Here is a 26,378-nt window from a genome sequence, read left to right as displayed (position 1 = left end):
CCGCATATCGGGAGCCAGAATCGTGACCAACTCGCCTTTGACACCGGGACTTGCCGCCGCGCGACTGCCCGCCCAGGCCATCGCCGCCGGCTTCTCGGACCACGACCCCGCCTTGCAGCCGCACGAGGCCGCCGTCGCCGCAGACCGATGTTACTTCTGCTATGACGCGCCCTGCGTGACGGCTTGCCCTACGGGCATCGACATCCCGCTGTTTATCCGTCAGATCGCCACCGACACCGCGCAGGCGGCGGCGCAGACCATCCTGTCGTCGAATATCCTGGGCGGCATGTGTGCCCGCGTCTGTCCGACCGAGACCCTGTGCGAAGGCGCCTGCGTCCGCGAAGAGGCCGAGGGCAAGCCGGTCGAGATCGGCCGCCTGCAACGCTATGCCACCGACCGCGCAATGGACATGCCGCAGCCCTTTGCCCGCGCGCCGGAAACCGGCAAGCGGGTGGCGGTGGTCGGCGCGGGACCGGCGGGGCTGGCCTGCGCGCATCGGCTGGCCATGCACGGCCATCAGGTGACCGTCTATGAGGCGCGCCCGAAACCCGGCGGGCTGAACGAATTCGGCATCGCCGCCTATAAGGCCACCGAACAATTCGCCGCGCGCGAGGTTGAATGGCTGCTGGGAATCGGCGGCATCCGGATTCAGACCGATACGGCGCTGGGGCGTGATATCGCGCTGGACGGGCTGGCGGCGGATTTCGACGCGGTATTTCTGGGCGTGGGTCTGGGGGCGGTGAACGACCCCGGGCTGGGCGCTGCCCACCCCGCGCTGCGCGATGCCGTCGACTTCATCGCCGAGCTGCGTCAGACGGCGGATCTGTCGGCCCTGCCGGTTGGCCGCGACGTGGTGGTGATCGGCGGCGGTATGACGGCGGTGGACGCCGCCGTGCAGTCGCGGCTGCTGGGGGCGGAAAACGTCACCATCGTCTATCGCCGCGCGCAAGACCGCATGTCGGCCTCGCATCACGAACAGGATCACGCCACGGCCTCGGGGGTGCGCATCCGTACCAATGCGACGCCGGTGGCGCTGCATGACACACCCGCCGGCCCCGAGATCGAATTCGCCTATACCCAGGATGGCCCGCAGGGGCTTGAGCGGTTGGCGGAAACTTTCCGGCTGCGCGCCGATCAGGTGCTGTCGGCCATCGGCCAGCGCCTGTCGCCGCTGCCCTGGGGGCTGGCGCAGGAAAGCGGCAAGATCGCCGTCACCGGGCCCGGGCGCACCTCGCGCGCGGGGGTCTGGGCGGGGGGCGACTGCACCGGCGCGGGTGAGGACCTGACGGTCAGCGCCGTCGCCCAGGGTCGCGACGCCGCCGAGGATATCCACGCTTATCTGATGGGGGCCGATCATGGCTGACCTGCGTTCAAATTTCATCGGGATCAAGTCCCCGAACCCGTTCTGGCTGGCCTCGGCCCCGCCCACGGACAAGGAATACAACGTCCGCCGCGCCTATGAGGCGGGCTGGGGCGGCGTCGTGTGGAAGACCCTTGGCATGGAGGGGCCGCCGGTCGTCAACGTCAACGGCCCGCGCTACGGCGTCATCCACGGCGCCGACCGCCGGGTCCTGGGGCTGAACAATATCGAGCTGATCACCGACCGTCCGCTGGAGGTGAACCTGCGCGAGATCAAGCAGGTCAAGCGCGACTGGCCCGACCGGGCGCTGGTCATCAGCCTGATGGTCCCCTGCGACGAGGACAGCTGGAAATCCATCCTTGCCGCCATCGAGGATACCGGCGCCGATGGAGTCGAGCTGAATTTCGGCTGCCCCCATGGCATGAGCGAACGCGGCATGGGCAGCGCCGTCGGTCAGGTGCCGGAATATATCGAGATGGTGACCCGCTGGGTCAAGCAATACAGTCGCATGCCCTGTATCGTGAAGCTGACCCCCAATATCACCGATGTCAGGAAACCCGCCGAGGCCGCGAAACGCGGCGGCGCCGATGCGGTCAGCCTGATCAACACCATCAACTCGATCACCTCGGTCGATCTGGACCTCTACGCACCGCAGCCGACCATCGACGGCAAGGGCGCGCATGGCGGCTATTGCGGCCCGGCAGTCAAGCCCATCGCCCTGAACATGGTGGCCGAGATCGCCCGCAGCCCGGCCACGCGCGGCCTGCCGATCAGCGGCATCGGCGGCGTCACCACATGGCGCGACGCGGCCGAATTCCTGGCGCTGGGGGCGGGCAATGTGCAGGTCTGCACGGCGGCGATGACCTATGGCTTCAAGGTCGTGCAGGAAATGATCTCGGGGCTGGGTGAGTATCTGGACGACAAGGGTATGGCGCTTTCCGACCTGATCGGGCGCGCGGTTCCCAATGTCACCGACTGGCAGTTCCTGAACCTGAACTATACCACCAAGGCGCAGATCGACCCCGGGCTGTGCATCAAATGCGGCCGCTGCTATGCCGCCTGCGAGGATACCAGCCATCAGGCCATCGCCATGCTTCCCGGCCGCGTCTTCGAGGTCAAGGACGACGAATGCGTGGCCTGCAACCTGTGCATCGATGTCTGCCCTGTCGAGGACTGCATCACCATGCGCGAACTGGTGCCCGGCACGACCGATCCGCGCACCGGTCGCAAGATCGAAACCTTCGCCAACTGGACGACGCATCCCAACAACCCGATGGCGAAAGCTGCGGAATGAGCATGGCCGGGGTCCAGTCTGCGACCCCGCCCTCACGGGGTCGGCAATCGGGGAGGCCGGGATCGGCGGGACAGGACTCAGGGGGTCAGCATGCGCCGGTACAGGATCTCGGCGAAATGCAGGCCTTCGTTGACCGGGTTGCGGCCCCGGCCCAGAACCGCCCGCACCTGCGGCGCGAAATCGGCATAATGCTGGGTCAGCGCCCAGATCGAAAAGATCAGGTGATGGGGGTCGCTGGGCGCAAGCCGCCCCTCGGCCATCCAGCCCGCGATCAGCGCCGCCTTTTCATTGACCAGCGCCCGCAGAGGCCCCTTGAGGACGGCGCTGATATGGGGGGCGCCAGCCAGCACCTCGCCGGCGAAAAGGCGGCTTTCGCGGGCATGGCTGCGGCTCATCTTCAGCTTGCTGCGGATATAGGCCAGCAGCTCCTCGACCGGCTCGCCCTCGGGATCGATGGCGTGCAGGGGCTTCAGCCAGTCCTGCAAAAGCGAATCCAGAAGCGCCAGATAGACCGCCTCTTTCGACGGGAAATAGTAAAGCAGGTTCGGCTTGGACAGGTTCGCGGCCGCCGCGATCTGGTCCAGCGTCGCGCCCCGAAAACCCTGTGCCGCGAAAACATCCAGTGCGGCGGCAAGGATCGCCTTGGTATTGCGCTGGCGGATGCGGCTTTGCGGAATGGGCGTGGTCATATGAATCGTTACCTTGACAAGTCCTTGACCGGAAATAGCGTGAAGCCGTGGGCATGGTCAAAGCCCTGTTCGGCGCGCGCCCGCAATCGGAGGTAAAGGCAGATGGACCGGGACAATTTCAGGATCGATGGCGCGCGGCTCTGGGACAGCCTGATGGAGATGGCGCAGATCGGCCCCGGCATCGCCGGCGGCAATAACCGCCAGACCCTGACCGATGCCGATGCCGAAGGCCGCGCCCTGTTCCAGCGCTGGTCCGAGGATGCCGGTATGACCATGGGGCTTGACCGCATGGGCAACATGTTCATGCGCCATGAGGGGGCCGAGCCGGATCTGGCCCCGGTCTATATCGGCAGCCATCTGGACACCCAGCCCACCGGCGGCAAGTTCGACGGCGTGCTCGGGGTGCTTTCGGGCCTTGAGGTGGTGCGCGCCATCCGCGACATGGGGATTCGCACCCGGCGTCCGATCGTGGTAGTGAACTGGACCAATGAGGAAGGCGCGCGGTTCGCACCCGCCATGCTGGCCAGTGGTGTCTATGCCGGTGTGCATGACGAGGACTATGCCAACTCGCGCGAGGATGCCGAAGGCAAGCGCTTTGGCGATGAGCTGGACCGCATCGGCTGGCGCGGGACGGAGGATGTCGGCCGTCGTCCCATGCATGCGATGTTCGAATATCACATCGAGCAGGGCCCGATCCTTGAGGCCGAGGGCAAGGAAATCGGGGTCGTGACCCATGGTCAGGGTCTGTGGTGGCTGCAGGTCACGCTGACCGGCAAGGAGGCACATACCGGCTCGACCCCGATGAACATGCGGGTGAATGCGGGGCTCGGCATGGCGCGGATCATCGAGGCGGTGCATCGGATCGCCATGGATCACCAGCCCAATGCCGTGGGCGCAGTCGGGCAGGCCAATGTCTGGCCCAATTCGCGCAATGTGATCCCGGGCCGGGCGGTCTTTACCGTCGATTTCCGCAGCCCAGATCTGGAAAAGCTGACCGCGATGCGCGCCCGGCTCGAGGCCGAGGCGCCCAAGATCGCCGCCGAGCTGGGCCTTGGCATCGAGATCGAGCCGGTCGGCCATTTCGACCCGGTGACCTTCGATCCGGCGCTGGTCGAGGTGGTGCGCGGTGCGGCCGAGCATCTGGGTTACAGCCACATGAACATCGTCTCGGGCGCCGGGCACGATGCCTGCTGGATCAACCGCGTGGCGCCGACGGTGATGATCATGTGCCCCTGCGTGGACGGGCTGTCGCATAACGAGGCCGAGGAGATTTCGCCCGAATGGGCAGCGGCGGGCGCGGATGTGCTGCTGCATTCGGTGCTGGAGGTGGCGGAAATTGTCCGCTGACGCGGACGGAAGCCGGGGGCTCTGCCCCCGGACCCCCGGGATATTTGGACATGAAAGAAGGGGATGGGCATGAGCACGGTCATCAGGAATGGCACTATCGTTACCGCCGATCTGACCTATAAGGCGGACGTGCTGATCGAGGGCGGGCGGATTGCGGCCATCAGTCAGGGCTTGAGCGGCGACAAGGTGCTGGATGCGACCGGCTGCTATGTCATGCCGGGCGGGATCGATCCGCATACGCATCTGGAGATGCCCTTCATGGGCACCTATTCCGCCGACGATTTTGAATCCGGGACGCGGGCGGCATTGGCGGGCGGGACGACGATGGTGGTGGATTTCGCCCTGCCCTCGCCGCAGCAGGGGCTCTTGGATGCGCTGCAGATGTGGGACAACAAGGTCTCGCGCGCCCATTGCGACTATTCCTATCATATGGCGATCACATGGTGGGGCCAGCAGGTCTTTGACGAGATGGAGGCGGTGGTCAAGCGCGGCATCACCAGCTTCAAGCATTTCATGGCCTATAAGGGCGCGTTGATGGTGAATGACGACGAGTTGTTCGCGTCTTTCCGCCGGGTCGGCGATCTGGGCGGGATCGCACTGGTCCATGCCGAGAATGGCGATGTCGTGGCCGAGCTTTCGGCGCGGCTCTTGGCCGAGGGGAATACCGGTCCCGAAGCCCATGCTTACAGCCGTCCGCCTCAGGTCGAGGGCGAGGCCACCAACCGCGCCATCATGGTGGCCGATATGGCCGGCGTGCCGCTTTATGTCGTCCATACTTCCTGTGAGGACAGTCACGAGGCGATCCGCCGCGCCCGCGCGCAGGGCAAGCGCGTCTGGGGCGAGCCGCTGATCCAGCATCTGACACTGGACGAGTCCGAATATTTCAACCCCGACTGGGATCATGCGGCGCGGCGCGTCATGTCGCCCCCGTTCCGCAACAAGCTGCATCAGGACAGCCTCTGGGCCGGGCTGCAATCGGGCAGCCTGTCGGTGGTGGCGACCGATCATTGCGCGTTCACCACCCAGCAGAAGCGCACCGGCATCGGCGACTTCACCAAGATCCCGAACGGCACTGGCGGGCTGGAGGACCGGCTGCCGATGCTGTGGACGCATGGGGTGAATACCGGGCGGCTGACGCCCAATGAATTCGTCGCCGTGACCTCGACCAATATCGCCAAGATCCTGAACATGTATCCGAAAAAGGGCGCGGTGCTGGTTGGCAGCGACGCCGATCTGGTGGTCTGGGACCCCGAGGCGGAGAAAACCATCAGCGCCGGCACGCAGCAAAGCGCCATCGACTACAACGTCTTCGAGGGGCAAAAGGTCAAGGGCCTGCCGCGCTATACCCTGACCCGCGGCGTGGTCGCGGTGACCGAAGGCAAGATCGACAGCCATGAGGGCCATGGCGAGTTCGTCGCGCGCGAGCCGCGCGGCACGGTGAACCGGGCGCTGTCGGCCTGGAAGGAACTGACCGCGCCAAGGCCGGTCGCGCGGTCCGGGATTCCGGCAACGGGGGTGTGACGTGAAGGTTGCGCTGATCATCGGTGGCGGGTCCGGCATGGGCGCGGGTGCGGCGCGCGCGCTGGCGCAGGACGGGTTCTCGGTGGGAATCCTGTCCTCATCCGGCAAGGGCGAGGCGCTGGCGCGGGATCTGGGCGGCGTCGGGGTCACCGGCAGCAACGCGAACGCGGAAGATATCTCGCGCCTGGTCGATCTGGCGCTGGAACGTTGGGGGCGGGTGGACGCTCTGGTCAATTCCGCCGGGCATGGGCCACGGGCGCCGCTGCTGGAATTGACCGACGAGGATTGGCATCGCGGCTTCGATGTCTATTTCCTCAATGTCGCCCGCGCCGTCCGGCTTGTGGTGCCCGTCATGGAGCGTCAGGGCGGCGGGGCGATCGTCAATATCTCGACCGCCTGGGCCTTCGAGCCTGCGGCAATGTTCCCGACCTCGGCCGTCGCTCGGGCGGGGTTGGCGGCCTATACCAAGCTGTTTGCCGACGAATATGCCGCGCGCAACATCCGCATGAACAATGTCCTGCCGGGCTGGATCGACAGCCTGCCCAAGCAGGACGCGCGGTCCGAGATGGTGCCCATGAAGCGCTATGGCACCGTCGACGAGATTGCCCGGACCGTCGCCTTTCTGCTGTCGGAGGGGGCCGGCTATATCACCGGGCAGAATATCAAGGTCGATGGCGGCCTGATGAGAGGGGTTTGAATGCAGTCTCGCGGGGGCGCTGCCCCGGTCATCACCGCCCAAGGCGTCGATCTGACATTCCAGACCGCCGATGGCCCGGTCCATGCGCTGAAGGGCGTGGACCTGACCATCAATCAGGGCGATTTCGTCAGCTTCATCGGGCCTTCGGGCTGCGGCAAGACCACCTTTCTGCGCACCATCGCCGCGCTGGAAACCCCGACCGGCGGCACGCTTTCGGTCAATGGCATGACCGCCGACGCGGCGCGGCGCGCCCGCGCCTATGGCTATGTCTTTCAGGCGCCTGGGCTTTATCCGTGGCGGACGATTGCCGGGAATATCTCGCTGCCGCTCGAGATCATGGGCTTTTCCAAAGCCGACCGGGCCGAGCGCATCGCAAGGGTGCTGGAACTGGTCGATCTGGGCGGTTTTGGCGGCAAATATCCGTGGCAGCTTTCGGGCGGCATGCAGCAGCGCGCCAGCATCGCCCGCGCACTGGCCTTCGACGCCGATATCCTGTTGATGGACGAACCCTTTGGCGCCCTGGACGAGATCGTGCGCGACCATCTGAACGAAGCCCTGCTGGAGCTTTGGGCGCGGACCGGCAAGACCATCGGCTTTGTCACCCATTCCATCCCCGAGGCGGTGTTTCTGTCCACCCGCATCGTCGTCATGTCGCCGCGTCCGGGCCGGATCACCGACATCATCGACAGCCCCCTGCCGCGCGAACGCCCGCTGGAGATCCGCGACACGCCCGAATTTCTGGCCATCGCCCATCGCGTGCGCGAGGGGCTGCGCGCGGGCCATGCCTATGACTGAGGGGCGCGGGGCCATGGATGCGGTGCTGCCGGTCCTTGCGGTCCTGCTGGCCATCGTGATCGTCTGGTACGGGGCCGCGATCCGCCTGAACATGCCCTGGGCCGAAGAGCAGATGGCGCGCGAAGGCATCGCGCCGACGCTGCCGGTCCTGATCGGCGACACCATGGCGCAGGAGCGTCCGGTCCTGCCCGCGCCGCATCAGGTCGCCAAGGGGCTGTGGGACGGCATCGCCGGGCAAAAGATCACCTCAAAGCGCAGCCTTGTCTGGCACGCTTGGGTCACGCTTTCGGCGACGCTGGCGGGCTTTGCCATCGGCAGCCTGACCGGCATCCTGCTGGCGGTGGGGATCGTCCACAGCCGCACCATGGACCAGTCGGTGATGCCCTGGGCGGTCGCCAGCCAGACGGTGCCCATCCTTGCCATCGCGCCCATGGTCATCGTGGTGCTGGCCAGTGCCGGCGTGACCGGGCTGTTGCCCAAGGCGGTCATCTCGGCATGGCTGACCTTCTTTCCGGTGCTGGTGGGCACGGTCAAGGGGCTGCGCACGCCCGATGCGATGCAGCTTGACCTGATGCGGTCGTGGAATGCCTCGGCCGCGCAGGTCTTCTGGCGGCTGCGCCTGCCCTCGGCGCTGCCCTATCTGTTCGCCAGCCTCAAGGTCGCCATCGCCGCCGCGCTGGTCGGCGCCATCGTGGGCGAACTGCCGGCGGGCGCCACGGCCGGCCTCGGCGCGCGGCTCTTGTCGGGCAGCTATTACGGCCAGACCGTGCAGATCTGGGCGGCGCTGTTCACCGCCGCCGCTCTGGCCGCCGCGCTGGTGCTGATCGTCGGCTGGATCGAGCGCGTCACCCTGCGCCGCATGGGGCTGGCGCGATGACGGCGGCGCTGCCCATCATCGCCGTCTGGCTGGCGGCACTGGGGCTGAACGCCTGGCTCGCACGTTTCGACACCCGCACCACGCGGCTGCTGGTGGCGCTGATCTTTGGCGCCACCGTCCTGATCCTGTGGGAAATGATCGTGCGCGCCTATGCCGTGCCCATGGTCATCCTGCCCGCGCCCTCGCAGATCGCGCGGGCCTTTGCCGGCAACCTGCCGTTGCTCTGGGGCGATTTCGTGCAGACCATCCTGAAAGGCGCGCTGTCGGGCTGGCTGATCGGGGCGGCGGCGGCCGTGGCCACCGCCATCGCCATCGACCGCAGCCCGTTTCTGCAACGCGGGCTGCTGCCGATCGGGAATTTCGTCGCCGCCCTGCCCATCGTCGGCATCGCGCCGATTCTGGTCATGTGGTTCGGCTTTGACTGGCAGTCCAAGGCGGCGGTCGTGGTGGTGATGGTGTTCTTCCCCATCCTCGTGAACGCGCTGGCGGGGCTTGCCGCCACCGACGCGCTGCAACGCGACCTGATCGCGACGTGGAATGCCGGCTACTGGCAATCGCTGTGGAAGCTGCGGCTGCCCGCCGCGCTGCCCTTCATCTTCAACGGGCTGAAAATCTCGACCACGCTGGCGCTGATCGGCGCTATCGTGGCCGAGTTCTTCGGCAGCCCGACGCGTGGCATGGGCTTTCGCATCTCGACCGCCGTGGGGCAGCTGGACCTGCCCCTGGTCTGGGCCGAGATCGTCGTCGCGGCCCTTGCCGGATCGGCCTTTTACGGGCTGGTCGCGCTGGTCGAGGCACGGCTGACCTTCTGGCACCCAAGCCAGCGGATAACGACATAACAACCGGGTCGCAGACCCGCCAACAAGGAGCGTAAGATGAGAACTTTCCTGACAGGCCTCGCCGCAACCTTGCTGCCCGCCACGGCCGCGCTGGCCGCGGATGACGTGACGCTGCAGCTGAAATGGGTGACCCAGGCCCAGTTCGCCGGCTATTACGTCGCCCTCGACAAGGGCTTTTACGAGGCCGAGGGGCTGAACGTCACCATCAAGCCGGGCGGCCCCGATATCGCGCCCCCGCAGGTGATGGCCGGCGGCGGCGCCGATGTGATGGTGGACTGGATGCCCTCGGCCTTGGCCGCGCGCGAAAAAGGGCTGGCGCTGGTCAATATCGCCCAGCCCTTCAAAAGCTCGGGCATGATGCTGACCTGCCGCGCCGATAGCGGCGTCAAGGCGCCCGCAGATTTCAAGGGCAAGGTGCTGGGCGTCTGGTTCGGCGGCAATGAATATCCGTTCCTGACCTGGATGGCGACGTTGGGCCTGCCGACAACCGGCGGCGCCGAGGGCGTCGAGGTCTTGAAACAGGGCTTCAACGTCGATCCCCTGCTACAAAAGCAGGCGGCCTGCATCAGCACCATGACCTATAACGAATACTGGCAACTGATCGAGGCCGGCATGAAGCCCGAAGAGCTGGTCACCTTCAAATACGAGGACGAGGGCGTCGCCACGCTTGAGGACGGGCTGTATGTGCTGGAAGACAAGCTGACCGACGCGGCCTTCGTCGATAAGATGGCGCGCTTCGTCAAGGCCAGCATGCAGGGCTGGAAATATGCCGAGGAAAACCCCGACGAGGCCGCGGGCATCGTGCTGGACCATGACGAGACCGGCGCCCAGACCGAGGAACATCAAAAGCGCATGATGTCCGAAATCGCCAAGCTGACGGCGGGATCGGATGGCAGCCTTGACCCGGCCGATTACGAGCGCACCGTCAAGATCCTGATGGCCGGCGGTTCCGACCCGGTGATCTCCAAGGCGCCGGAAGGCGCATGGAGCCATGCCGTCACCGACGCCGCGCTGAAATGACGCCCCTTGCGCCGGCCCGTCACAGGGCCGGCGACAACCGCGCGGTCCTTCTCGTCGCGACCATGTGCTGGCTCTCATTCGGCCCGGCACCCGGTTGCACGAACGTCGGCACAACAGATCCACGACATGAGCGAAACGGCAGCAATGGCAGGAGGCGCGAAGACCCCAGCTATCGCAGCGCTTCCCGCCTTCGCGGTGCCGCGATATCTGCATCTTGGGCGGAAAGCAGCCTGACAGCAGCACGAATGCGGAAGATGCGACTGTGCGTGGGGGCAGATCATCGTTGCGCGCCAGTCATTCCAGACCCGTCTTGCAACAGGAAAACCGGCTAACCCCATAAAAGCAGGGGATTTCCAAATATTCCCGGGGAATGATTGGAGCGGGTGAAGGGAATCGAACCCTCGTCTGGAGCTTGGGAAGCTCTCGCTCTGCCATTGAGCTACACCCGCGAACGAGGCTTGCTTACTGATTTGCCGCCGCGACCGCAAGAGCAAACAGGCCCCTCGGCCGGACTGCTGTCGGCCCGCAAACGGCGGGCGGTCCCGTGCTGAACCTGACCTTACCAGTCAGGAACCGGATTTTTGGGATTGAATGTTAGCGCCATTGCTGATCGTTATAAACGAAAATCCTGAATATGCTCGGAGCCACAAGATGTCAGCGCTTTCGCGCCGTTTTTGCAATTCTCTGATCCTGCCGCTGCTCACCGGCCTGATTCCGCAAATCGCCACCGCGCAGGGACAGGGTGAAATGCCCCCTCCCGCGATCACGGTGGTCACGCTGCATGCCCAGGACGTCCCGCTGACCACGACCCTGCCCGGCCGCGTCGCCGCCTCGGCCGAGGCCGAGGTGCGCCCGCAGGTCAACGGCATCGTCACCGAACGCCTGTTCGAGGAAGGCCGTCATGTGATGCTGGGCGAGCCGCTGTTCCGCATCGATCCCACCACCTATGAGGCCGCCGTGGCCCAGGCCGAGGCGGCCGTCGCCCAAGCCCGCGCCCAGGCTGAAAACGCCCGCCGCGAGGCCGAGCGCGTCGGCGCCCTGCGTGACCGCCGCGTCGCCAGCGAAAGCTCGACCGACAGCGCCATCGCCGCCCGCGATGCCGCCGAGGCCGCCGTCAAGGTCGCCCAGGCGCAGCTGCGCACCGCCGAGATCGAGCTTGAGCGCACCACCATCCGCGCCGAGCTGGATGGCGAGATCGGCCTGACCCAAGCCAGCCGGGGCGCGCTGGTCACCGCAAGCCAGGCCACGCCGATGGCGGTGATCCGCACGCTGGATCCGGTCTATGTGGACGTGACCCAGTCGGCGGCCGAGGTCATCCGCTTCCGCCGCCAGATGGCGCAGACCGACTGGCAGGTGCGCAATGACCAGAAGGTCACCCTGCGGCTGGCCGATGGCACCGATTTCGACAAGGAGGGCACGCTGACCGCGGCCGAACCCTATGTGAACGAGACCACCGGCGTGGTGACGCTGCGCCTGTCCTTTGCCAATCCTGATCGCGTCCTGCTGCCCGGCATGTATGTGCAGGCCGTGGTCCAGCAGACCATCGCCCAGGACGTGATCCTGGCCCCGCAAGAGGGTGTCGCCCGCGACCGTCGCGGCCAGCCCATCGCGCTGGTGGTCAATGCCCAGAACGTCATCGAACAGCGCGCCCTGACCATCCTTCAGGACATGGGCAACAGCTGGGTCGTCAGCGAGGGCCTGTCGGATGGCGACCGCATCGTGGTCGAGGGCGTGCAGAAAATCGGCGTCGGCATGACCGTCGCCCCGGAGGAGCGCAAGGCCCCCGAGGCCGAGGCCGCCGCCGGCGCCCCGGCCGAAGCCGCCCCTGAAGCCGCCCCTGAAGCCAATGCCGAAACCAAAGCCGAAGCCACCCCTGCGGCCCCAGCCGAGGGCGGCGAACCCGCCACCGAACCGGCCGCCGAGCCGGCCACGGACGCGGCGAAGTAAGCCGCGGCCACAAGGAAAACAGGACAGGAAACGCAAATGGCGCGCTTTTTCATTGATCGTCCGGTCTTTGCCTGGGTGATCTCGATCCTGATCATGGGGCTGGGGATCTTGTCGATCCTGACCCTGCCGGTCGCACAATATCCGCAGATCGCGCCGCCCACGGTGTCGATCCGCGCGAACTATCCCGGGGCTTCGGCCGATACGGTGGCCAATACCGTCACCCAGATCATCGAACAGCAGATGACGGGTCTGGACGGGCTGCGCTATTTCAGCTCGTCCTCAAGCTCGGCGGGGACCTCGACCACCGACCTGACCTTCGAGACCGGAACCGATCCCGACATCGCCCAGGTGCAGGTGCAAAACAAGCTGTCGCAGGCCACCGCCCTGCTGCCCGAACCCGTGCAGCGCCAGGGCATCACCGTCGAGAAATCGACCACCGGCTTCATGATGGTGATCGGTCTGGTCTCGGATGACGACCGCTACGAGCAGGTGGACCTTGCGGACTATCTGATCTCGAACATTGTCAACGACCTGAGCCGGGTCGAGGGCGTGGGCTCGGTCCAGGTCTTTGGCGCGCAATACGCCATGCGGATCTGGCTCGACCCGTCGAAGCTGGCCGCCTATGAGCTGACGCCGGGCGATGTGGTGTCGGCGGTCTCGGCCGAGAACGCGCAGATTTCGGCCGGCTCGTTCGGGGACCGCCCTGCCCCCGCCGGGCAGATGCTGAACGCCACCATCACCGCGCAATCGCTGCTGTCGACGCCCGCCGATTTCGAACAGATCGTCCTGCGCGCCGAGGCCGATGGCGGCCTGATCCTGCTCAAGGATGTGGCGCGGGTCCAGATTGGCGCCGAGGATTACCTGACCGACGCGCGCTATAACGGCACGCCGGCGGCGGGTCTGGCGATCAGCCTGGCCACCGGCGCGAACGCGCTTGATACCGCAGATCGGGTCAAGGCGCGGATGGAGGAATTCGCCGAGTTCTTCCCCGAAGGCATGAGCTATGTCATCCCCTATGACACCACGCCCTTCGTGCTGATCTCGATCGAGGAAGTGATCAAGACGCTGATCGAGGCCATCGTGCTGGTGTTCTTCGTCATGCTGCTGTTCTTGCAGAACTGGCGCGCGACGCTGATCCCGACGCTGGCGGTTCCGGTCGTGCTTCTGGGCACGTTCGGGGTGCTGGCGGCGCTAGGCTTCACCATCAACACGCTGACCATGCTGGCCATGGTTCTGGCCATCGGCCTTTTGGTCGATGACGCCATCGTCGTGGTCGAGAACGTCGAACGCATCATGGAGGAAGAGGGCCTGTCGCCGCTTGAGGCGACGCGCAAATCCATGGGCCAGATCACCGGGGCGCTGATCGGCATCGCGCTGGTCCTGTCGGCGGTCTTCGTGCCGATGGCCTTCTTCGGCGGCTCGACCGGGGTCATCTACAAGCAGTTCGCCATCACCATCGCCTCGGCCATGGGCCTGTCGGTCGTGGTGGCGCTGACGCTGACCCCGGCGCTTTGCGCCACGTTGCTGAAAAGCTCGCACGGGCACAAGTCGCGCGGCTTCTTCGGCCTGTTCAACCGCGGCTTTGACTGGGTCATGGACCGCTATGGCTGGTCGGTGGGCTGGATCATCCGCAAGCCCCTGCGCATGATGGTGATCTATCTGTGCATCGGCGCCGCCATGGTCACGCTGTTCCTGCGCACCCCGACGGGCTTTCTGCCCGACGAGGATCAGGGCATCATGTTCGTTCTGGTGCAGGGTCCGACCGGCGCCACCGCCGAGCGCACCGAAGCGGTGCTCGATCAGGTCCGCGACTATTTCACCCAGAACGAGGCCGAAAACGTCGAATCCATGTTCGGCGTCTCGGGCTTCAGCTTTGCCGGTCAGGGCCAGAACATGGGCATCGCCTTCGTGCGGCTGAAGGACTGGGAGGAGCGCCCGCGCCCCGACCAGTCGGTGCAGGCCATCGCCGGCCGCGCCTTCCCCGCCTTCATGCAGATCCGCGATGCCATGGTCTTCCCGATCGTGCCGCCCTCGGTGATCGAACTGGGCAACGTCTCGGGCTTTGACTTCTACCTGCAGGCCCGTGCCGGCCAGCCGCATGAGCAGCTTCTGGACGCGCGCAACCAGCTTCTGGGCATGTCGGGCGGGGACGCGCGCATCGCCTCGGCCCGTCCGAACGGGCTTGAGGACGCGGCGCAATACAATCTGGACATCGACTGGATGAAGGCCGGCGCCATGGGGGTTTCGGCCACCGATGTCGGCAGCCTGCTGTCGGTCGCCTGGGCCGGAAGCTATGTCAACGACTTCATCGACCGGGGCCGGATCAAGCGCGTCTATGTGCAGGGCGAGCCGACCTCGCGCGCGGTGCCGACCGATATCGACCGCTGGCGGGTGCGCAACGACTCGGGCGGCCTCGTGCCCTTCTCGAACTTTGCCGAGGGCCGCTGGAGCTATGGTCCGCAAGGCCTGACGCGCTATAACGGCGTGCCGGCGATGCAGATCCAGGGCAGCCCCGCACCGGGCGTTTCGACTGGCGCGGCAATGGCGGCGGTCGAGGAACTGGGCGCGCAATTGCCGCCGGGCTTCGAGGTCGCCTGGACCGGCCTCTCGCTTGAGGAACAGCAGGCCGGCAGCCAGACGACGCTGCTTTACGCACTGTCTCTGGCGGTGGTGTTCCTGTGCCTTGCGGCGCTTTACGAAAGCTGGTCGATCCCGTTTGCGGTCATGCTGGCCATGCCTATCGGGGTTCTGGGGGCACTGGTCGGCGCCTGGCTCGGCGGCTTCGAGAATGGCGTGTTCTTCCAGGTCGGGTTGCTGACCGTGATCGGCCTGACCGGCAAGAACGCCATCCTGATCGTCGAGTTTGCCCGCGAAGAGGCCGATGCCGGAAAGCCGCTTTACGAGGCGGTGACCGAGGCCGCGCGCCAGCGGTTCCGGCCGATCATGATGACCTCGGTCGCCTTCTCGCTGGGGGTGCTGCCGCTGGTCCTGTCGGCGGGCGCGGGGGCGAACGGGCGCAACACCATCGGCGCCACCGTGCTGGGCGGCACCGTCTCGGCCACGGTGCTGGGGGTGCTGTTCGTGCCGCTGTTCTTCGTGCTGGTACGGCGGCTTCTGGGCCGGCCCGAGCCGGACCAACCCAAGGCAGGCACCCCCGAGCCGACCGCCTCCAAGGGCTGACCGGTCGGACATGACATCAGGGGCCGGGACGCAGGACATGCGCCCCGGCCTTTTCGCTTGTTGCTCCGTCCCGGCCGCCGCCCTAGTCTTGGCCCCGGACGCGGCAATGGCGTCCCGGACCATGCACCTGGGAGGAGGATGGACGCGAGCGGCCATATCGCGGCGCCGATCGACGGCCCCGTCCCGCAACGACGCCTGGTCTCGTTGCGGATCATGGCGTTTGGCGGCGCGGCTTTCGGCTGGCTTCTGGTCTTCGCCATCGTCGCCTCGGTCCTTGTCGCCACCGCGCGCGAGGCCGTGCGTGACGAGACGCAATCCGCGCTGCGTCTGGCCAGCGCCGCCGCCACCCTGCGTCTGCCCACCGCGTTCGAGCGCCGCGACCTGATGGCCGAGGCGCGCCATCTCGCCGCCCAGATCGACGCCATGCGCCATGTCACGGCCGAATTGCGCGATGCCGCAAGCAAGCCCGTCGCGCTGGTCCCGGATGCCCTGCCCGTTGACAAGCTCACGCAGGCGCCCGGCTGGTTCGCGCGCCTGATCCAGCCCGAGCCGGCCAGCGAGCTGATCCCCGTCACCCAATATCCGAACCTTCTGGGGATGCTGGAGATCCGCACCGATCCCCAGGACGAAATCAACGAGGCCTGGCGCGACCTGCGGCTGATCCTGCCGCTGCTGGCGGCGACGGCGCTGGTCTCGGTCGGGGTGACCATGGCGATCACGGCGCTGGTGCTGCGCCGCCTTGCCGGGCTGGGGGCGGCGCTGGACCGCATGCGCGCGGGCGCGCTGGACCAGCGCGCGCCGCCGACCCGGATCGCGCAGCTGGATCGGCTGGGCGAAGGGGTGAACGCGCTGGCCGTGCATCTGGCAGATGAGCGCGCCGAGAACCGCCACCTGCAATCGCGCATGATGACGCTGGCCGAGGCCGAGCGCGCGCGCATCGCCAGCGACCTGCATGATGGCATCGGCCCCCAGCTTTTCGCCCTGCAAGCCGCCATCGCGCAGGCCAACCGCGCGGTCGCTGATCGCTCGTCGGCCGAATTGCACGACGCGCTAGGCGCCGTCGCCCATCATGCCGGCGCCATCCGTCAGGCCACCCGCGCCGCCATCGACGACCTGCGCCTTGGCCCGACCGAGGGCGCCGGGCTGGACGAGATGGTGCAGGAACTTCTGATCGAATTCGCCGATATGGCACCAGAAACCCGGATTATACTGGCCCCCGGCGCGGCCCTTGCCCCCGACCCGGGCGAGGCCGGGCGCATCGCCGTATTTCGCTTTGTCCGCGAAAGCGTCCTGAATGCGCTACGCCACGCGGCCCCGTCGCGGATCGAGGTCGCCTTGCTGCCCGATCAGGACGAGCTGACCGCACGGGTCAGCGATGATGGCACCGGCCCCGCCAGTACCGGCACGCGCGGACTGGGCCAGACCGGCATGCGCGACCGCGCCGCCGCCCTGAACGGCCATTACCGCCCGCCTCGGCGCGAGGGCGGTCAGACCATCACCGAATTCCGCCTGCCCTGCCCCAAGCCCTCTGCACAAGAAGACCCGACATGACCGCAGCGCCGCCCGCCCCCGCCCCCGACGCCCCCCTGCGCGTGCTGATCGTGGACGACCATCCCGTCGTCGCCGAGGGCTGGGACCGGATCACCCGTGGCCGGCTGGATTGCCAGGTCATCGCCGCCGCCACCCCCTCGCAGGCCTGGCGGGCCTGGCGGCATCAGGCCCCGGATGTGATCGTCGCCGACCTGACCATGGGCGACAGCAAGCTGGCCGGCATCCGCCTGATCCGCCGCCTGCGCGCCGCCGGTGCCCGCCTGCCGGTGCTGGTCTTTACCATGCATCAAAGCCCGATCCTTGCCCGCCGGGCGCTGCAAGCGGGCTGCAACGGCATCATCATGAAGGATTCACCCTCGGACGAGATCTGCGAGGCGCTGCGGCAGGTCGCGGCGGGCGGCGATTACGTGCCCGCCGATCTGGCCCGCAAGATCGCCCTGATGGAGCGACCCGGCGGTGCAGACACGCCCCCGCGCCTGACCCCGCGCGAGACGGATATCCTGCGCGCCATCGCCGACGGGCTCAGCTATCGCGAGATCGCCGAACGCGCCGGCATCAGTTACAAGACCGTGTCGAATGTCAGCCAGACCCTGCGCGACAAGCTGGCGGCGCAAAGCTTTGCCGATCTGGTGGTCAAGGCGATCCGGCATTTCGACCGCGCCGCCGACGGGATCTGAGCCATGGCCCGCACGCCCCTTGCCCCTCATGCCCCGCGCAGCCAGCCCTCGGCCCGGCCGCTGATCGGCACCCGCATCCGCGAACGCCGCCTGCTTCTGGGCCACCGTCAGGCCGAGATCGCCCAGCGGGCCGGGATTTCCGCCGCCTATCTGAACCTGATCGAGCATAACCGCCGCCCCGTGGGCGAGGCGCTGCTGGTACGGCTGGCGCAGGCTCTGGAGATCGACGCGGCCGAGCTGGCCTCGAACCGCGAGGAAATGCTGCTGGGCGCGCTGCGCGAGGCGGCGGCGCGCGGCAATCGCGACGGGCTGGGGGCGGCGGTCGAGCTGGACCAGATCGCCGAATTCGCCGCCCGTTTTCCCGGCTGGGCCACGGCGCTGGCGGCAGCCACGCGCCGCGCTGACGGGCTGGAGCGGCGGCTGGTCGCGTTTTCCGACCGCATGACCCGCGACCCCTATTTGCTGACCACGCTGCACGAGGTGCAGTCAGCGGTGACCGCGCTGCGCTCGACCGCCTCGATCCTGGCCGAGACGCCCGATATCGAACCCGAATGGCGCGACCGTTTTCACAGCAACCTGGACGATGACAGCCAGCGTCTGTCGCGCACCGCGCAGGCGCTGGTCGCCTATCTTGAAAGCTTCGAGGACGACGCCGTGCCGATGTCGCCGCAGGAAGAGGTCGAGGCATGGATCACCGCCGGCCAGCCGCCGCCTGCCGAGGCGACCGAGCTGGCTTCGGATGCGGCGCGGGTCATGGCGCGCGACCTGCTGCGCTGGCAGGCGCAGGATCGCGGGCTTTTGCCCGATGCGGCGCTGTCCGCCGCCGTGGCCGAGCTGGGCGAGGCCGCCGACGATCCGGCGCTGATCGCGGCCCGGCTGGGGCGGCCTCTGGATCTGGTGCTGCGCCGGCTGGGCATGCTGCGCCCCGGCCCCTGGGCGCAGGCCGGGCTGATCGTCTGCGACGGCTCGGGTGCCGCGCTATATCGCCTGCCCGCCCCGGGATTCGAGCTGCCGCGCCTGGGCGAGGGCTGCGCGCTTTGGCCGGTCTTCGAGGCGCTGGCCCAGCCGCAACTGCCAATCGCCCGGCTGATCGAGACCACTGGCGGGGCGCGCTTCGCCAGTTGGGCCATGGCCGAGCGGCTTTTGCCGATGGGCTTTGACGGCCCCGCCCTGAGCCGCGCGCAGATGCTGATCCGGGCCGCACAACCCCGCGACCAGCGCCCGGCGCTTGGCGTCGGCCCCGCCTGCCGCATCTGCCCCCGCCCCGCCTGTCTGGCCCGGCGCGAGCCCTCGATCCTTGGCCCCGCCTGAACTTTGACAAGTGAACGGCTCCGCGCCATGATCGTCGAAATTCCCAAAGGAAACCAATCTTGCCCGCTGCCGTCGATGTCCTGCTGATCGAGGATGAGCCGAGCATCTCGGAGGCGGTGCGTTTCCTGCTGACGCGCGACGGCTGGCAGTGCGAATCCTGGCCGCAGGGCCTTGGCGCCATCGAGCGCATCCGCCTGCTTGCGCCGCGTCTGGTCATTCTGGACCTGATGCTGCCCGGCCGCAGCGGCGCCGAGCTTCTGGCCGATCTGCGCGCGGACCCGGCGCTGAGCCATCAGCCGGTATTGCTGCTTTCCGCGCAAGGGACCGAGTATCTGCCGCAAGGTGCCGACCGGGTTCTGGCCAAGCCCTTTGCCAATGCAGACCTGCGTGCCGTCGTGCGCGAACTTCTGGACGCGACATGACCCCGCGGACGCGCCGTCTTTTCCTGGGCCGCGACGCCTATCGCCGCCGCAGGCTGCTGGATGCAACCCGCGTAGTAACGGCGCTGTTCGCATTGGCCGCGCTGCTGCCGCCGATCTGGTTGCCGCAATATTTCAGCTATGGGCGCGGTGCGGTCTGGCTGGCGGTCAGCTGGACCGCCGCCATCCTTGCCACCGCCGCCCTGCACCACGCCCTCGGCCGCACGCCCAGACCCGAGGACGAGGATGACGCCTGAAACCCTTGGCCTTGCCGCCATCGCCTATGTGGCACTGATGTTTCTGGTGGCCCATGCCGCCGATCGCGCCGCCCTGCGCGGGCGCTGGCGCTGGATGGACCGGCCGGTGATCTATACGCTGTCGCTGTCGGTCTATTGCTCGGCCTGGACCTTTTACGGCGCGGTCGGCTATGCCAGCCGCTCGGGGCTGGAATTTCTGACCATCTATCTGGGGCCGGGCATCGTCTTTGCCGGAGCGTGGTGGGGGCTGAGGCGGCTGGTGCGGGTGGCGCGGATGCATCGCGTGACCTCGATCGCCGACCTGATTTCCAGCCGTTTCGGCAAGTCGCCGGGGCTGGCCGCGCTGGTCACGCTGATCGCGGTGCTGGCCGCGACCCCCTATATCGCACTGCAACTGCAATCGGTCTCAATGGCGATTTCGGCCTTTGCCGAGGACGGCCATGACCTGCCGCCAGCCATCGCGCTGTGGGTGGCGGTGGGGCTAGCGGCCTTCGCCATCCTGTTTGGCACCCGCAATCTTGCCGCGGATGAGCGCCATCACGGCGTCGTCATGGCCATCGCCGCCGAGGCCGTGGTCAAGCTGGCGGCTTTCGTCGCGGTCGGCTCATATGTGCTGTGGGGGCTGGCTGACGGGCCGGGCGACGTGCTGGCGCGCATCGACCGCATGGCCGTTTCGGCCGGTGGCGAGGGCTGGCTGATCCGTCCTGACCGCTGGTTCACGCTGATCGCGCTGTCGGGCGCCGCCGTGGTGGTGCTGCCGCGCATGTTTCACGTCCTTGTCGTCGAGGCCAACGACGAGGACCGCCTGCACCATGCCGGCTGGGCCTTTCCCGCCTATCTGGCCGCCATGTCCTTTCTGGTCCTGCCCATCGCCGTGGTCGGTCAGGACATGCTGCCCAAGGGCACCAATCCCGACCTTTACGTGCTTGAGCTGCCACTGTCGCAGGGCCATGACACGCTGGCCGCCTTTGCCTTTCTGGGCGGGTTTTCCTCGGCCATGTCGATGGTGGTGGTCAGCGCCATCGCGGTCTCGACAATGATGGCGAACCACTGGCTGATGCCACTGGTGCTGCGGCTGCAATCGGCCCGGATCTCGGGTCCGGCAGCGCGCGAGGATCTGGGCACCTTCATGCTGAACGCGCGCCGCATGGCCATCGTGGCGGTGATCGGCGCGGGCTGGGTCTATCATCAGATCTCGGGCGGGACCTCGGCGCTGGCCTCAATGGGGATCGTGGCCTTTTCGGGCATGGCGCAGGTCGTGCCGGCGATGATCTCGGGCCTGCTCTGGCGCGGCGCCACCCGTCGCGGCGCCATTGCCGGCATTCTGGCTGGCGCATCGATCTGGGCGATGCTGATCTTTCTGCCCTCGCTGGGGCTTTTGCCCCATGCCGGCATGCCGGCCGGGATCGACCCCTTTGCGGGCGCGGTGCTGCTGGCGCTTTCGGTCAATCTGGCGCTGCTGACGCTGATTTCGCTTTTCGACTTTCCCGACCCGGTCGAGCGGTTGCAGGCACTGTCCTTTGTCCATGCCATCGCGCCCGATGCCTCGCCAAGCGAGACCGCCCGCGCCCCTCAGGCCGAGGCCCTGCTGACCCTTGCCGGGCGCATCTGGGGCAGCGAAAAAGCCTTGGATGTGTTCCGCAAATCTGCGGATATTCAGGGAAAATCCGGATACCTTCCCGATCTGACCCCGCGCTTTCTCAGCGATTTCGAGCGCCGGCTTGCAGGCACGGTCGGCGCTGCCACCGCCGCCGCGCTGATGACCCGTGTGCTGGGCCGCGGCGGTGTCACCGTCTCGGACCTGATGGAGGTCGCAGGCGAAGCCAGCCGCGCCCGCGAGGACAACCGCCGCCTGGAAACCGCTTCGCACGAATTATCAAGAACTGCCGGCATGCTTCAGGAAAGCAACGAAAAACTGACCGCTTTATCGGCGCAAAAGGATGCCTTTCTTGGCCAGATCAGCCATGAGCTGCGCACGCCCATGACCTCGATCCGGGCGCTTTCCGAGATCATGATGGAGCCGGAACTGACCGCACCCGACCGCGCCCGCTTTGCCGGCATCATCCATGACGAGGCCGCGCGCATGACCCGCCTGCTTGAGGATCTGCTGGACCTGGCCGTGCTTGAGGGGCGCCATGCCCGGCTGAAACCCGCCGTCGTCAACCTCCATGACATGATCGACCGTGCGCTGGCGACCTCTGGCGCCACGGCCTCAAGCCGCGAATTCACCATCCTGCGCAATCCTGTCGCCGAACACTTGGCGGTGATTACCGACCCCGACCGGCTTTTGCAGGTGCTGATCAACCTGATCGCCAATGCCCGCAAATATTGCGATGCCGAGTTTCCGGTGATTCGCATCGATACGCGGCGCAATCGCGACGGCGGGACGCAGATCGATATCTCGGATAACGGCTCGGGGATCGGCCCCGAAAGTCGGGCGCTGATCTTCGAGAAATTCGCCCGGCTGAATGATCCGGCGCGCGCGGGGGGGGCCGGGCTGGGGCTGGCAATCTGCAAGGAGATCATGGAATTCCTGGGCGGCAGCATCGCCTATCTTCCCGGTCAGGGCGGCGCCTGCTTTCGCGTGACGCTGCCGCCACGCCCGCGCGTGGCGCCCGTTGCGCCCAATGATGATGCCGGATCCGGGCGTTAAACCTTTTCGCAACCACTCCGTGCCATCTTGCCGTGAAAGAGAGCTGATTCGGGCCGGATATGAAAAGCGCAGCACGGGAACAGAAGGCAGGTGCGGATGGGACGGCCGGTCACGGTGCAGCCGACGCACCGGCACGCGGGCTGATCCTGCAGCGAATCATCGCCAAACGCAGCCTCGCGCATGCCGAAGCTGGGGCGGACCGGCCGGCGGCGGATGCCGGGATCGAGCGCGTGGCAAATATCGCGCTTGGACGCGCGGCCGAAAAGATGCTTCGTCTGCCAGTCTTTGTCGAACAGGCCGATCTGGCGCCGATGACCTTGCCCGAACTGCCGGAGCTGCTGCCCGAACGCGCGCTTCTCGCCGTCCTCGAGGGCGGGCGCGACTCACTTGGCGTCATGGCACTTTGCCCCAGCCTTCTGGCCTCGATCATCGAGATGCAGGCAATCGGCCGGGTCACCTCGCGCGCACCGGCAATCCGCAGGCCGACGCGCACCGATGCGGCCATTTCGGCCGATTTCGTGAATGCCCTGCTGACCGAACTGGGACGCGAAACCGCGGGCCGATCCGGCTTTCCGGCCTTCGGCACGTTCCGCTATGCGACCTATATGGATGATCCGCGCCCGCTCAGCCTGATGCTCGAAGACGGCGACATGCAGCGTCTCAAGCTGAAGTTCCGCGTTGGCTCGGGCGGCCAGCGTGATGCAACGATCCTGATCGCGCTGCCCGCCGAGCCCGGTCGCGGCAGCCGGATGACGCCGCCGCAGACCCATTCTCCGGCATTGCAAGGCCAGACCTCCATCGCTCCGGCCCCGCCTTCGCAACGTGCCGCCCCCCCACCAGTGGGAGCCGTCCCGGAATCCCTGGCCGAGGCGGTGCAGCAGGCGCCGGTCCGCGTCGTCGGCATCCTGTGCCGGCGCAAGCTGAGCCTGCAAACCCTGCGGACGCTTGGTCCGGGATCGCTGATCCCGCTGCCCCAGAACGTGCTGGACGACGCCCGGCTGGAAACCGTGCAGGGGCAGGTTCTGGCGCGTGGCCGTCTTGGCGAGGCGGACGGCTTCCATGCCATCCGTCTGCGCAGCGCCGGGGAAACCGTCCATGGCGGCGCGGCACCGTCCGAAGCCGAGCTCAGAAACGCCACAGCCCGGCCGCTTGGTCCGCCGCTCAGCCCCCATCCCCTTCAGACGCAGTTCGAACCGCCGCTGGCCGATATCGATACGATCGATGCGTTCCGCGACAAGACGTCCTCCGAGATGGGCCGGGTCGGCGGCCAATCCGCCGGCTGACGCGTTCCAGCCGGGCCTCCGGCGCCTTGCAGGAAGGTGCCATCGGGGTCGCCCGACAGCCAATCTGATGGTCGGTTGCGGACCGCACGGCCCTCCCATGGGCCGGAAAGTCAGATTCCCCTTGAAAATCGGCGCGTCTGGTCGCATGAAGCATGCGCCTGCGACAACCGCGGGTCATCCCTACCAGGAGAGAACATGGCCAAGGAAGAAATGCTCGAATTCCCCGGCGTCGTGAAGGAACTCCTGCCGAATGCGACATTCCGGGTCGAGCTTGAGAACGGCCATGAAATCATCGCACATATGGCAGGTAAGATGCGCAAGAACCGCATCCGTGTCCTTGCCGGTGACAAGGTTCAGGTCGAAATGAACACCTATGACCTGACCAAGGGGCGGATCAATTACCGCTTCAAGTAAGAATACCCCGCCGCCCGCCGCCTCGGCCGCCATTCAGGACGGTCGCGCCTCGGACAAGGGCGGTGCGGGCCGGCAGTCCCGCGATATCGCCGCACCACCCCTGACCCTGGGATCGGCCAGCCCGCGCCGGCTTGAGCTGTTGGCGCAGATCGGCATCAGCCCACAGCAGATCGTCCCCGCCGAAATCGACGAAACGCCCCTGCGGAACGAACTGCCGCGCCGCTATGTCCAGCGCATGGCGCGCGAAAAGACGCAGGCCTTGGCCGGAATGGGGTCAGGCGCGGTCCTTTGTGCCGATACCACCGTGGTCGCCGGGCGCCGCATTCTGGGCAAACCCGCCGACGCGCGCGAGGCTGCAGAGTTCCTGCGCCTGCTGTCGGGACGCCGCCACCTTGTGCTGACGGCCATCGCGCTTGGCCATGCCGGGCGGCTGCAGGAACGTCTGGTCGAAACCGTGATCCGTTTTCGGCCGCTGACGGCAATGGAAATCGACGACTATCTGGCCTGCGGCGAATGGCAGGGCAAGGCGGGCGCCTATGCGGTTCAGGGTCGCGCGGGGGCTTTCGTGCTGTGGATGCGCGGCTCGTATAGCGGCGTGGTCGGGCTGCCATTGGCAGAGACCGCGACCTTGCTCGCAGGCATCGGAATAAGGGGAAAAGCGGAATGAAGGGCCGCCAGATCGTGATCGGCCAGATCTTTGGCCGTGATGCCGCCGCCTTGATGCAGGACGGCCGGCTTGAGGATCTCATCATCGACCCGTCCGGCGTGATGGCCTTTGCGCCCGGCGCCATCTGCCGCGCCAAGGTGGATCGGCTGGTCAAGGGTCAGGGCGGCGTGTTCCTGCGCCTTCCCGACGGCGCGCAGGGCTTCCTGCGCGACCGGGGCGGGCTGCGCGAGGGCCAGTCGCTGATCGTCCAGATCAGCGGCAGCGCCGAAGAGGGCAAGGCGATCCCGGCCTCGACCCGACTGAACTTCCGTGGCCGGCACGTCATCGTGACCCCCGCAACGCCCGGCGTGAACGTCTCGCGCCGGATCCGCGACTCCGCTCTGCGCGATGAGCTGACCGCCATCGGCGAGGCCGCCATCGTCGACCTGCCCGAGCCCCTAGGCGTCGTTTTCCGCAGCATCGCCGCCGAGGCGGATCGCGACGAAATCACCGCCGAGCTGCAGGGGCTGCTGGAGCTGGCCGCCGCCATTCTAGCCGACAGCGATGGGGTGCCGGAACTGCTGCTGGACGCCCCCGATCCGGCCGAGACCGCCTGGCAGGATTGGGCCGATCCCGCGCCCGACGACATTCAGGACGGTCCGGACGCCTTTAGCGCCACTGGCGCTGAGGACAGTGTCGAGGCAATGCTGCATCCCCGCGTCGACCTGACCGGGGGCGCCTGGGCCGAGATCGAGGCCCTGCGCGCGCTGGTCGCCATCGATGTCAACACGGGCAGCGACCACTCGCCCGCCGCCGGCCTCAAGGCCAATATCGCGCTGGCCCGCGACCTGCCCCGGCAATTGCGCCTGCGCGGGCTTGGCGGCCAGATCGTGGTCGACTTCGCGCCGATGCCAAAGCGCGATCGCGGAACATTGGAGCAGATCTTGCGCGCGGCTTTCAAGACCGAGGCCGCCGAGACGGTGCTGATCGGCTGGACAGCCATGGGACTTTACGAGATCAGCCGCAAACGCGACCGCATCGCGCTGTCGCGTCTGGCAGAGCCGGCAGAAACGCCATGAAATGTCCGATCTGCAGCAAGCCCGCCGCCCAGCAATACCGCCCCTTCTGCTCACGCCGTTGCGCCGATATCGATCTGGCGCATTGGCTGCGTGGCGACTATCGCATCCCCGGCGAGCCTGCCTTGCCCCCTGAGAACGAGACATGATTTTCGCGCTTTTTCCTCTGGACAGTGCCACGAAGCTGCCATAACAACGCGCTTGCCGAAAGCGACAGGCAACGGCGCCCGGATAGCTCAGTTGGTAGAGCAGCGGATTGAAAATCCGCGTGTCGGCGGTTCAAATCCGTCTCCGGGCACCACTCCTTCCCCTTGAAATGATTGGTGTTTTGCAGCTGCAAAGCTTGATCCTTTTCTAAGGTTTGACAGTTTTCGGGAAGGGTTTGACAATCTTTGTGTAGCGGCGCGCTAGCTTCCGGACGGACGCGCACTAGGTGGTGTTGACAAAAGGGATTCACAGGGTGGCCTGATCGTGATTCAAGCTGGTACCTGCAATGGAGACCAGATTGGCACGAGACCTGATGTC

23 protein-coding genes and 2 tRNA genes are annotated in these 26,378 nt (G+C 66.9%); 23 read left to right on the top strand and 2 right to left on the bottom strand.

The annotated features are described in order from the left end of the window. The first annotated feature begins 22 nt into the window (after positions 1–22). Positions 23–1,363: an NAD(P)-dependent oxidoreductase gene (locus DFP89_RS17145; protein ID WP_114350601.1), complete on the top strand. Its 1,341-nt coding sequence runs from the start codon at positions 23–25 to the stop codon at positions 1,361–1,363. Then, positions 1,356–2,654 carry an NAD-dependent dihydropyrimidine dehydrogenase subunit PreA gene (gene preA, locus DFP89_RS17140; protein ID WP_114350600.1) on the top strand — a complete coding sequence of 433 codons (1,299 nt, stop codon included), beginning with the start codon at positions 1,356–1,358 and terminating at the stop codon, positions 2,652–2,654. Before DFP89_RS17145 ends, preA begins: the two co-directional genes overlap by 8 nt. 77 nt (positions 2,655–2,731) lie before the next feature. On the opposite strand, the gene DFP89_RS17135 is transcribed toward preA, so the two are convergent. Further along, positions 2,732–3,343 (bottom strand): TetR family transcriptional regulator C-terminal domain-containing protein, encoded by a 612-nt coding sequence (locus DFP89_RS17135; RefSeq protein ID WP_114350599.1) that lies wholly within the window; start codon positions 3,341–3,343, stop codon positions 2,732–2,734. 102 nt (positions 3,344–3,445) lie between these two features. Here DFP89_RS17135 and DFP89_RS17130 point away from each other — a divergent pair, with 102 nt between their 5' ends. The 7 genes from DFP89_RS17130 (at position 3,446) to DFP89_RS17100 (ending at position 10,439) form a co-directional block, all read left to right on the top strand. Further along, positions 3,446–4,690, top strand: a complete 1,245-nt coding sequence (locus DFP89_RS17130; protein ID WP_114350598.1) for a Zn-dependent hydrolase — start codon at positions 3,446–3,448, stop codon at positions 4,688–4,690. 69 nt (positions 4,691–4,759) lie between these two features. After that, complete coding sequence (gene hydA, locus DFP89_RS17125) at positions 4,760–6,211, top strand: dihydropyrimidinase (RefSeq protein ID WP_114350618.1); 1,452 nt, start codon at positions 4,760–4,762, stop codon at positions 6,209–6,211. A gap of 1 nt (position 6,212) precedes the next feature. Then, complete coding sequence (locus DFP89_RS17120; protein ID WP_281271217.1) at positions 6,213–6,908, top strand: SDR family oxidoreductase; 696 nt, start codon at positions 6,213–6,215, stop codon at positions 6,906–6,908. Continuing rightward, positions 6,909–7,703, top strand: a complete 795-nt coding sequence (locus DFP89_RS17115) for an ABC transporter ATP-binding protein (RefSeq protein ID WP_114350597.1) — start codon at positions 6,909–6,911, stop codon at positions 7,701–7,703. Positions 7,704–7,716: 13 nt separating this feature from the next. Then, a complete protein-coding gene (locus DFP89_RS17110) occupies positions 7,717–8,580 on the top strand; it encodes an ABC transporter permease (protein ID WP_114350596.1) in 864 nt (287 codons plus the stop codon). Further along, positions 8,577–9,419 carry an ABC transporter permease gene (locus tag DFP89_RS17105; protein WP_114350595.1) on the top strand — a complete coding sequence of 281 codons (843 nt, stop codon included), beginning with the start codon at positions 8,577–8,579 and terminating at the stop codon, positions 9,417–9,419. The genes DFP89_RS17110 and DFP89_RS17105 overlap by 4 nt, the downstream gene beginning before the upstream one ends. 36 nt (positions 9,420–9,455) lie before the next feature. Further along, positions 9,456–10,439 carry an ABC transporter substrate-binding protein gene (locus tag DFP89_RS17100; RefSeq protein ID WP_114350594.1) on the top strand — a complete coding sequence of 328 codons (984 nt, stop codon included), beginning with the start codon at positions 9,456–9,458 and terminating at the stop codon, positions 10,437–10,439. Positions 10,440–10,814: 375 nt separating this feature from the next. Here the strand turns inward: DFP89_RS17100 and DFP89_RS17095 are convergent. After that, positions 10,815–10,888 (bottom strand) — tRNA-Gly (locus DFP89_RS17095). 202 nt (positions 10,889–11,090) lie between these two features. Here DFP89_RS17095 and DFP89_RS17090 point away from each other — a divergent pair. The 14 genes from DFP89_RS17090 (at position 11,091) to DFP89_RS17025 (ending at position 26,154) form a co-directional block, all read left to right on the top strand. After that, positions 11,091–12,386 (top strand): efflux RND transporter periplasmic adaptor subunit, encoded by a 1,296-nt coding sequence (locus DFP89_RS17090; RefSeq protein WP_114350593.1) that lies wholly within the window; start codon positions 11,091–11,093, stop codon positions 12,384–12,386. A 93-nt stretch (positions 12,387–12,479) separates the two neighbouring features. Continuing rightward, positions 12,480–15,566 carry an efflux RND transporter permease subunit gene (locus tag DFP89_RS17085; protein ID WP_425452677.1) on the top strand — a complete coding sequence of 1,029 codons (3,087 nt, stop codon included), beginning with the start codon at positions 12,480–12,482 and terminating at the stop codon, positions 15,564–15,566. A 138-nt stretch (positions 15,567–15,704) separates the two neighbouring features. Then, on the top strand, positions 15,705–17,117 hold the full coding sequence (locus DFP89_RS17080; protein WP_114350591.1) for a LapD/MoxY N-terminal periplasmic domain-containing protein: 1,413 nt from the start codon (positions 15,705–15,707) through the stop codon (positions 17,115–17,117). Next, positions 17,114–17,794, top strand: a complete 681-nt coding sequence (locus tag DFP89_RS17075) for a response regulator transcription factor (RefSeq protein WP_114350590.1) — start codon at positions 17,114–17,116, stop codon at positions 17,792–17,794. Before DFP89_RS17080 ends, DFP89_RS17075 begins: the two co-directional genes overlap by 4 nt. A gap of 3 nt (positions 17,795–17,797) precedes the next feature. Next, on the top strand, positions 17,798–19,105 hold the full coding sequence (locus DFP89_RS17070) for a helix-turn-helix transcriptional regulator (protein ID WP_114350589.1): 1,308 nt from the start codon (positions 17,798–17,800) through the stop codon (positions 19,103–19,105). Between the two features lie 59 nt (positions 19,106–19,164). Next, complete coding sequence (locus DFP89_RS17065; RefSeq protein WP_114350588.1) at positions 19,165–19,527, top strand: response regulator transcription factor; 363 nt, start codon at positions 19,165–19,167, stop codon at positions 19,525–19,527. Next, positions 19,524–19,781 carry a hypothetical protein gene (locus tag DFP89_RS17060; RefSeq protein ID WP_114350587.1) on the top strand — a complete coding sequence of 86 codons (258 nt, stop codon included), beginning with the start codon at positions 19,524–19,526 and terminating at the stop codon, positions 19,779–19,781. The genes DFP89_RS17065 and DFP89_RS17060 overlap by 4 nt, the downstream gene beginning before the upstream one ends. Then, on the top strand, positions 19,771–22,434 hold the full coding sequence (locus tag DFP89_RS17055) for a sensor histidine kinase (RefSeq protein ID WP_114350586.1): 2,664 nt from the start codon (positions 19,771–19,773) through the stop codon (positions 22,432–22,434). The genes DFP89_RS17060 and DFP89_RS17055 overlap by 11 nt, the downstream gene beginning before the upstream one ends. Positions 22,435–22,493: 59 nt before the next feature. Beyond that, complete coding sequence (locus DFP89_RS17050) at positions 22,494–23,717, top strand: FliM/FliN family flagellar motor switch protein (protein WP_245948842.1); 1,224 nt, start codon at positions 22,494–22,496, stop codon at positions 23,715–23,717. A gap of 195 nt (positions 23,718–23,912) precedes the next feature. Then, a complete protein-coding gene (gene infA, locus DFP89_RS17045) occupies positions 23,913–24,131 on the top strand; it encodes a translation initiation factor IF-1 (RefSeq protein WP_010397442.1) in 219 nt (72 codons plus the stop codon). Positions 24,132–24,216: 85 nt separating this feature from the next. Continuing rightward, positions 24,217–24,798: a Maf family protein gene (locus tag DFP89_RS17040; protein WP_181870380.1), complete on the top strand. Its 582-nt coding sequence runs from the start codon at positions 24,217–24,219 to the stop codon at positions 24,796–24,798. Further along, positions 24,795–25,856 (top strand): ribonuclease E/G, encoded by a 1,062-nt coding sequence (locus DFP89_RS17035; RefSeq protein ID WP_114350584.1) that lies wholly within the window; start codon positions 24,795–24,797, stop codon positions 25,854–25,856. The genes DFP89_RS17040 and DFP89_RS17035 overlap by 4 nt, the downstream gene beginning before the upstream one ends. Continuing rightward, positions 25,853–26,002: a DNA gyrase inhibitor YacG gene (locus tag DFP89_RS17030; protein WP_114350583.1), complete on the top strand. Its 150-nt coding sequence runs from the start codon at positions 25,853–25,855 to the stop codon at positions 26,000–26,002. The genes DFP89_RS17035 and DFP89_RS17030 overlap by 4 nt, the downstream gene beginning before the upstream one ends. Positions 26,003–26,078: 76 nt before the next feature. After that, positions 26,079–26,154, top strand: a tRNA-Phe gene (locus tag DFP89_RS17025). Positions 26,155–26,378: the final 224 nt, after the last annotated feature.

The organism is Paracoccus lutimaris, from assembly GCF_003337565.1.
In the GTDB taxonomy this organism is placed as follows: Bacteria; Pseudomonadota; Alphaproteobacteria; order Rhodobacterales; family Rhodobacteraceae; genus Paracoccus; species Paracoccus lutimaris.
The sequence above is the reverse complement of the archived record's forward strand: the minus strand, read 5'-3'. Positions and strand labels throughout refer to the sequence as shown.

What these genes read in the sequence shown, in the direction of transcription:
- DFP89_RS17060 (WP_114350587.1), top strand. Translation starts at nt 19,524, where the DNA reads ATGACCCCGCGGACGCGCCGTCTTTTCCTGGGCCGCGACGCCTATCGC.
- DFP89_RS17130 (WP_114350598.1), top strand. Translation starts at nt 3,446, where the DNA reads ATGGACCGGGACAATTTCAGGATCGATGGCGCGCGGCTCTGGGACAGC.
- DFP89_RS17135 (WP_114350599.1), bottom strand. Translation starts at nt 3,343, where the DNA reads ATGACCACGCCCATTCCGCAAAGCCGCATCCGCCAGCGCAATACCAAG.
- DFP89_RS17050 (WP_245948842.1), top strand. Translation starts at nt 22,494, where the DNA reads ATGAAAAGCGCAGCACGGGAACAGAAGGCAGGTGCGGATGGGACGGCC.
- DFP89_RS17055 (WP_114350586.1), top strand. Translation starts at nt 19,771, where the DNA reads ATGACGCCTGAAACCCTTGGCCTTGCCGCCATCGCCTATGTGGCACTG.
- DFP89_RS17030 (WP_114350583.1), top strand. Translation starts at nt 25,853, where the DNA reads ATGAAATGTCCGATCTGCAGCAAGCCCGCCGCCCAGCAATACCGCCCC.
- DFP89_RS17085 (WP_425452677.1), top strand. Translation starts at nt 12,480, where the DNA reads ATGGGGCTGGGGATCTTGTCGATCCTGACCCTGCCGGTCGCACAATAT.
- DFP89_RS17105 (WP_114350595.1), top strand. Translation starts at nt 8,577, where the DNA reads ATGACGGCGGCGCTGCCCATCATCGCCGTCTGGCTGGCGGCACTGGGG.
- infA (WP_010397442.1), top strand. Translation starts at nt 23,913, where the DNA reads ATGGCCAAGGAAGAAATGCTCGAATTCCCCGGCGTCGTGAAGGAACTC.
- preA (WP_114350600.1), top strand. Translation starts at nt 1,356, where the DNA reads ATGGCTGACCTGCGTTCAAATTTCATCGGGATCAAGTCCCCGAACCCG.
- DFP89_RS17090 (WP_114350593.1), top strand. Translation starts at nt 11,091, where the DNA reads ATGTCAGCGCTTTCGCGCCGTTTTTGCAATTCTCTGATCCTGCCGCTG.
- DFP89_RS17070 (WP_114350589.1), top strand. Translation starts at nt 17,798, where the DNA reads ATGGCCCGCACGCCCCTTGCCCCTCATGCCCCGCGCAGCCAGCCCTCG.
- DFP89_RS17080 (WP_114350591.1), top strand. Translation starts at nt 15,705, where the DNA reads ATGGACGCGAGCGGCCATATCGCGGCGCCGATCGACGGCCCCGTCCCG.
- DFP89_RS17115 (WP_114350597.1), top strand. Translation starts at nt 6,909, where the DNA reads ATGCAGTCTCGCGGGGGCGCTGCCCCGGTCATCACCGCCCAAGGCGTC.
- DFP89_RS17075 (WP_114350590.1), top strand. Translation starts at nt 17,114, where the DNA reads ATGACCGCAGCGCCGCCCGCCCCCGCCCCCGACGCCCCCCTGCGCGTG.
- DFP89_RS17035 (WP_114350584.1), top strand. Translation starts at nt 24,795, where the DNA reads ATGAAGGGCCGCCAGATCGTGATCGGCCAGATCTTTGGCCGTGATGCC.
- DFP89_RS17110 (WP_114350596.1), top strand. Translation starts at nt 7,717, where the DNA reads ATGGATGCGGTGCTGCCGGTCCTTGCGGTCCTGCTGGCCATCGTGATC.
- hydA (WP_114350618.1), top strand. Translation starts at nt 4,760, where the DNA reads ATGAGCACGGTCATCAGGAATGGCACTATCGTTACCGCCGATCTGACC.
- DFP89_RS17100 (WP_114350594.1), top strand. Translation starts at nt 9,456, where the DNA reads ATGAGAACTTTCCTGACAGGCCTCGCCGCAACCTTGCTGCCCGCCACG.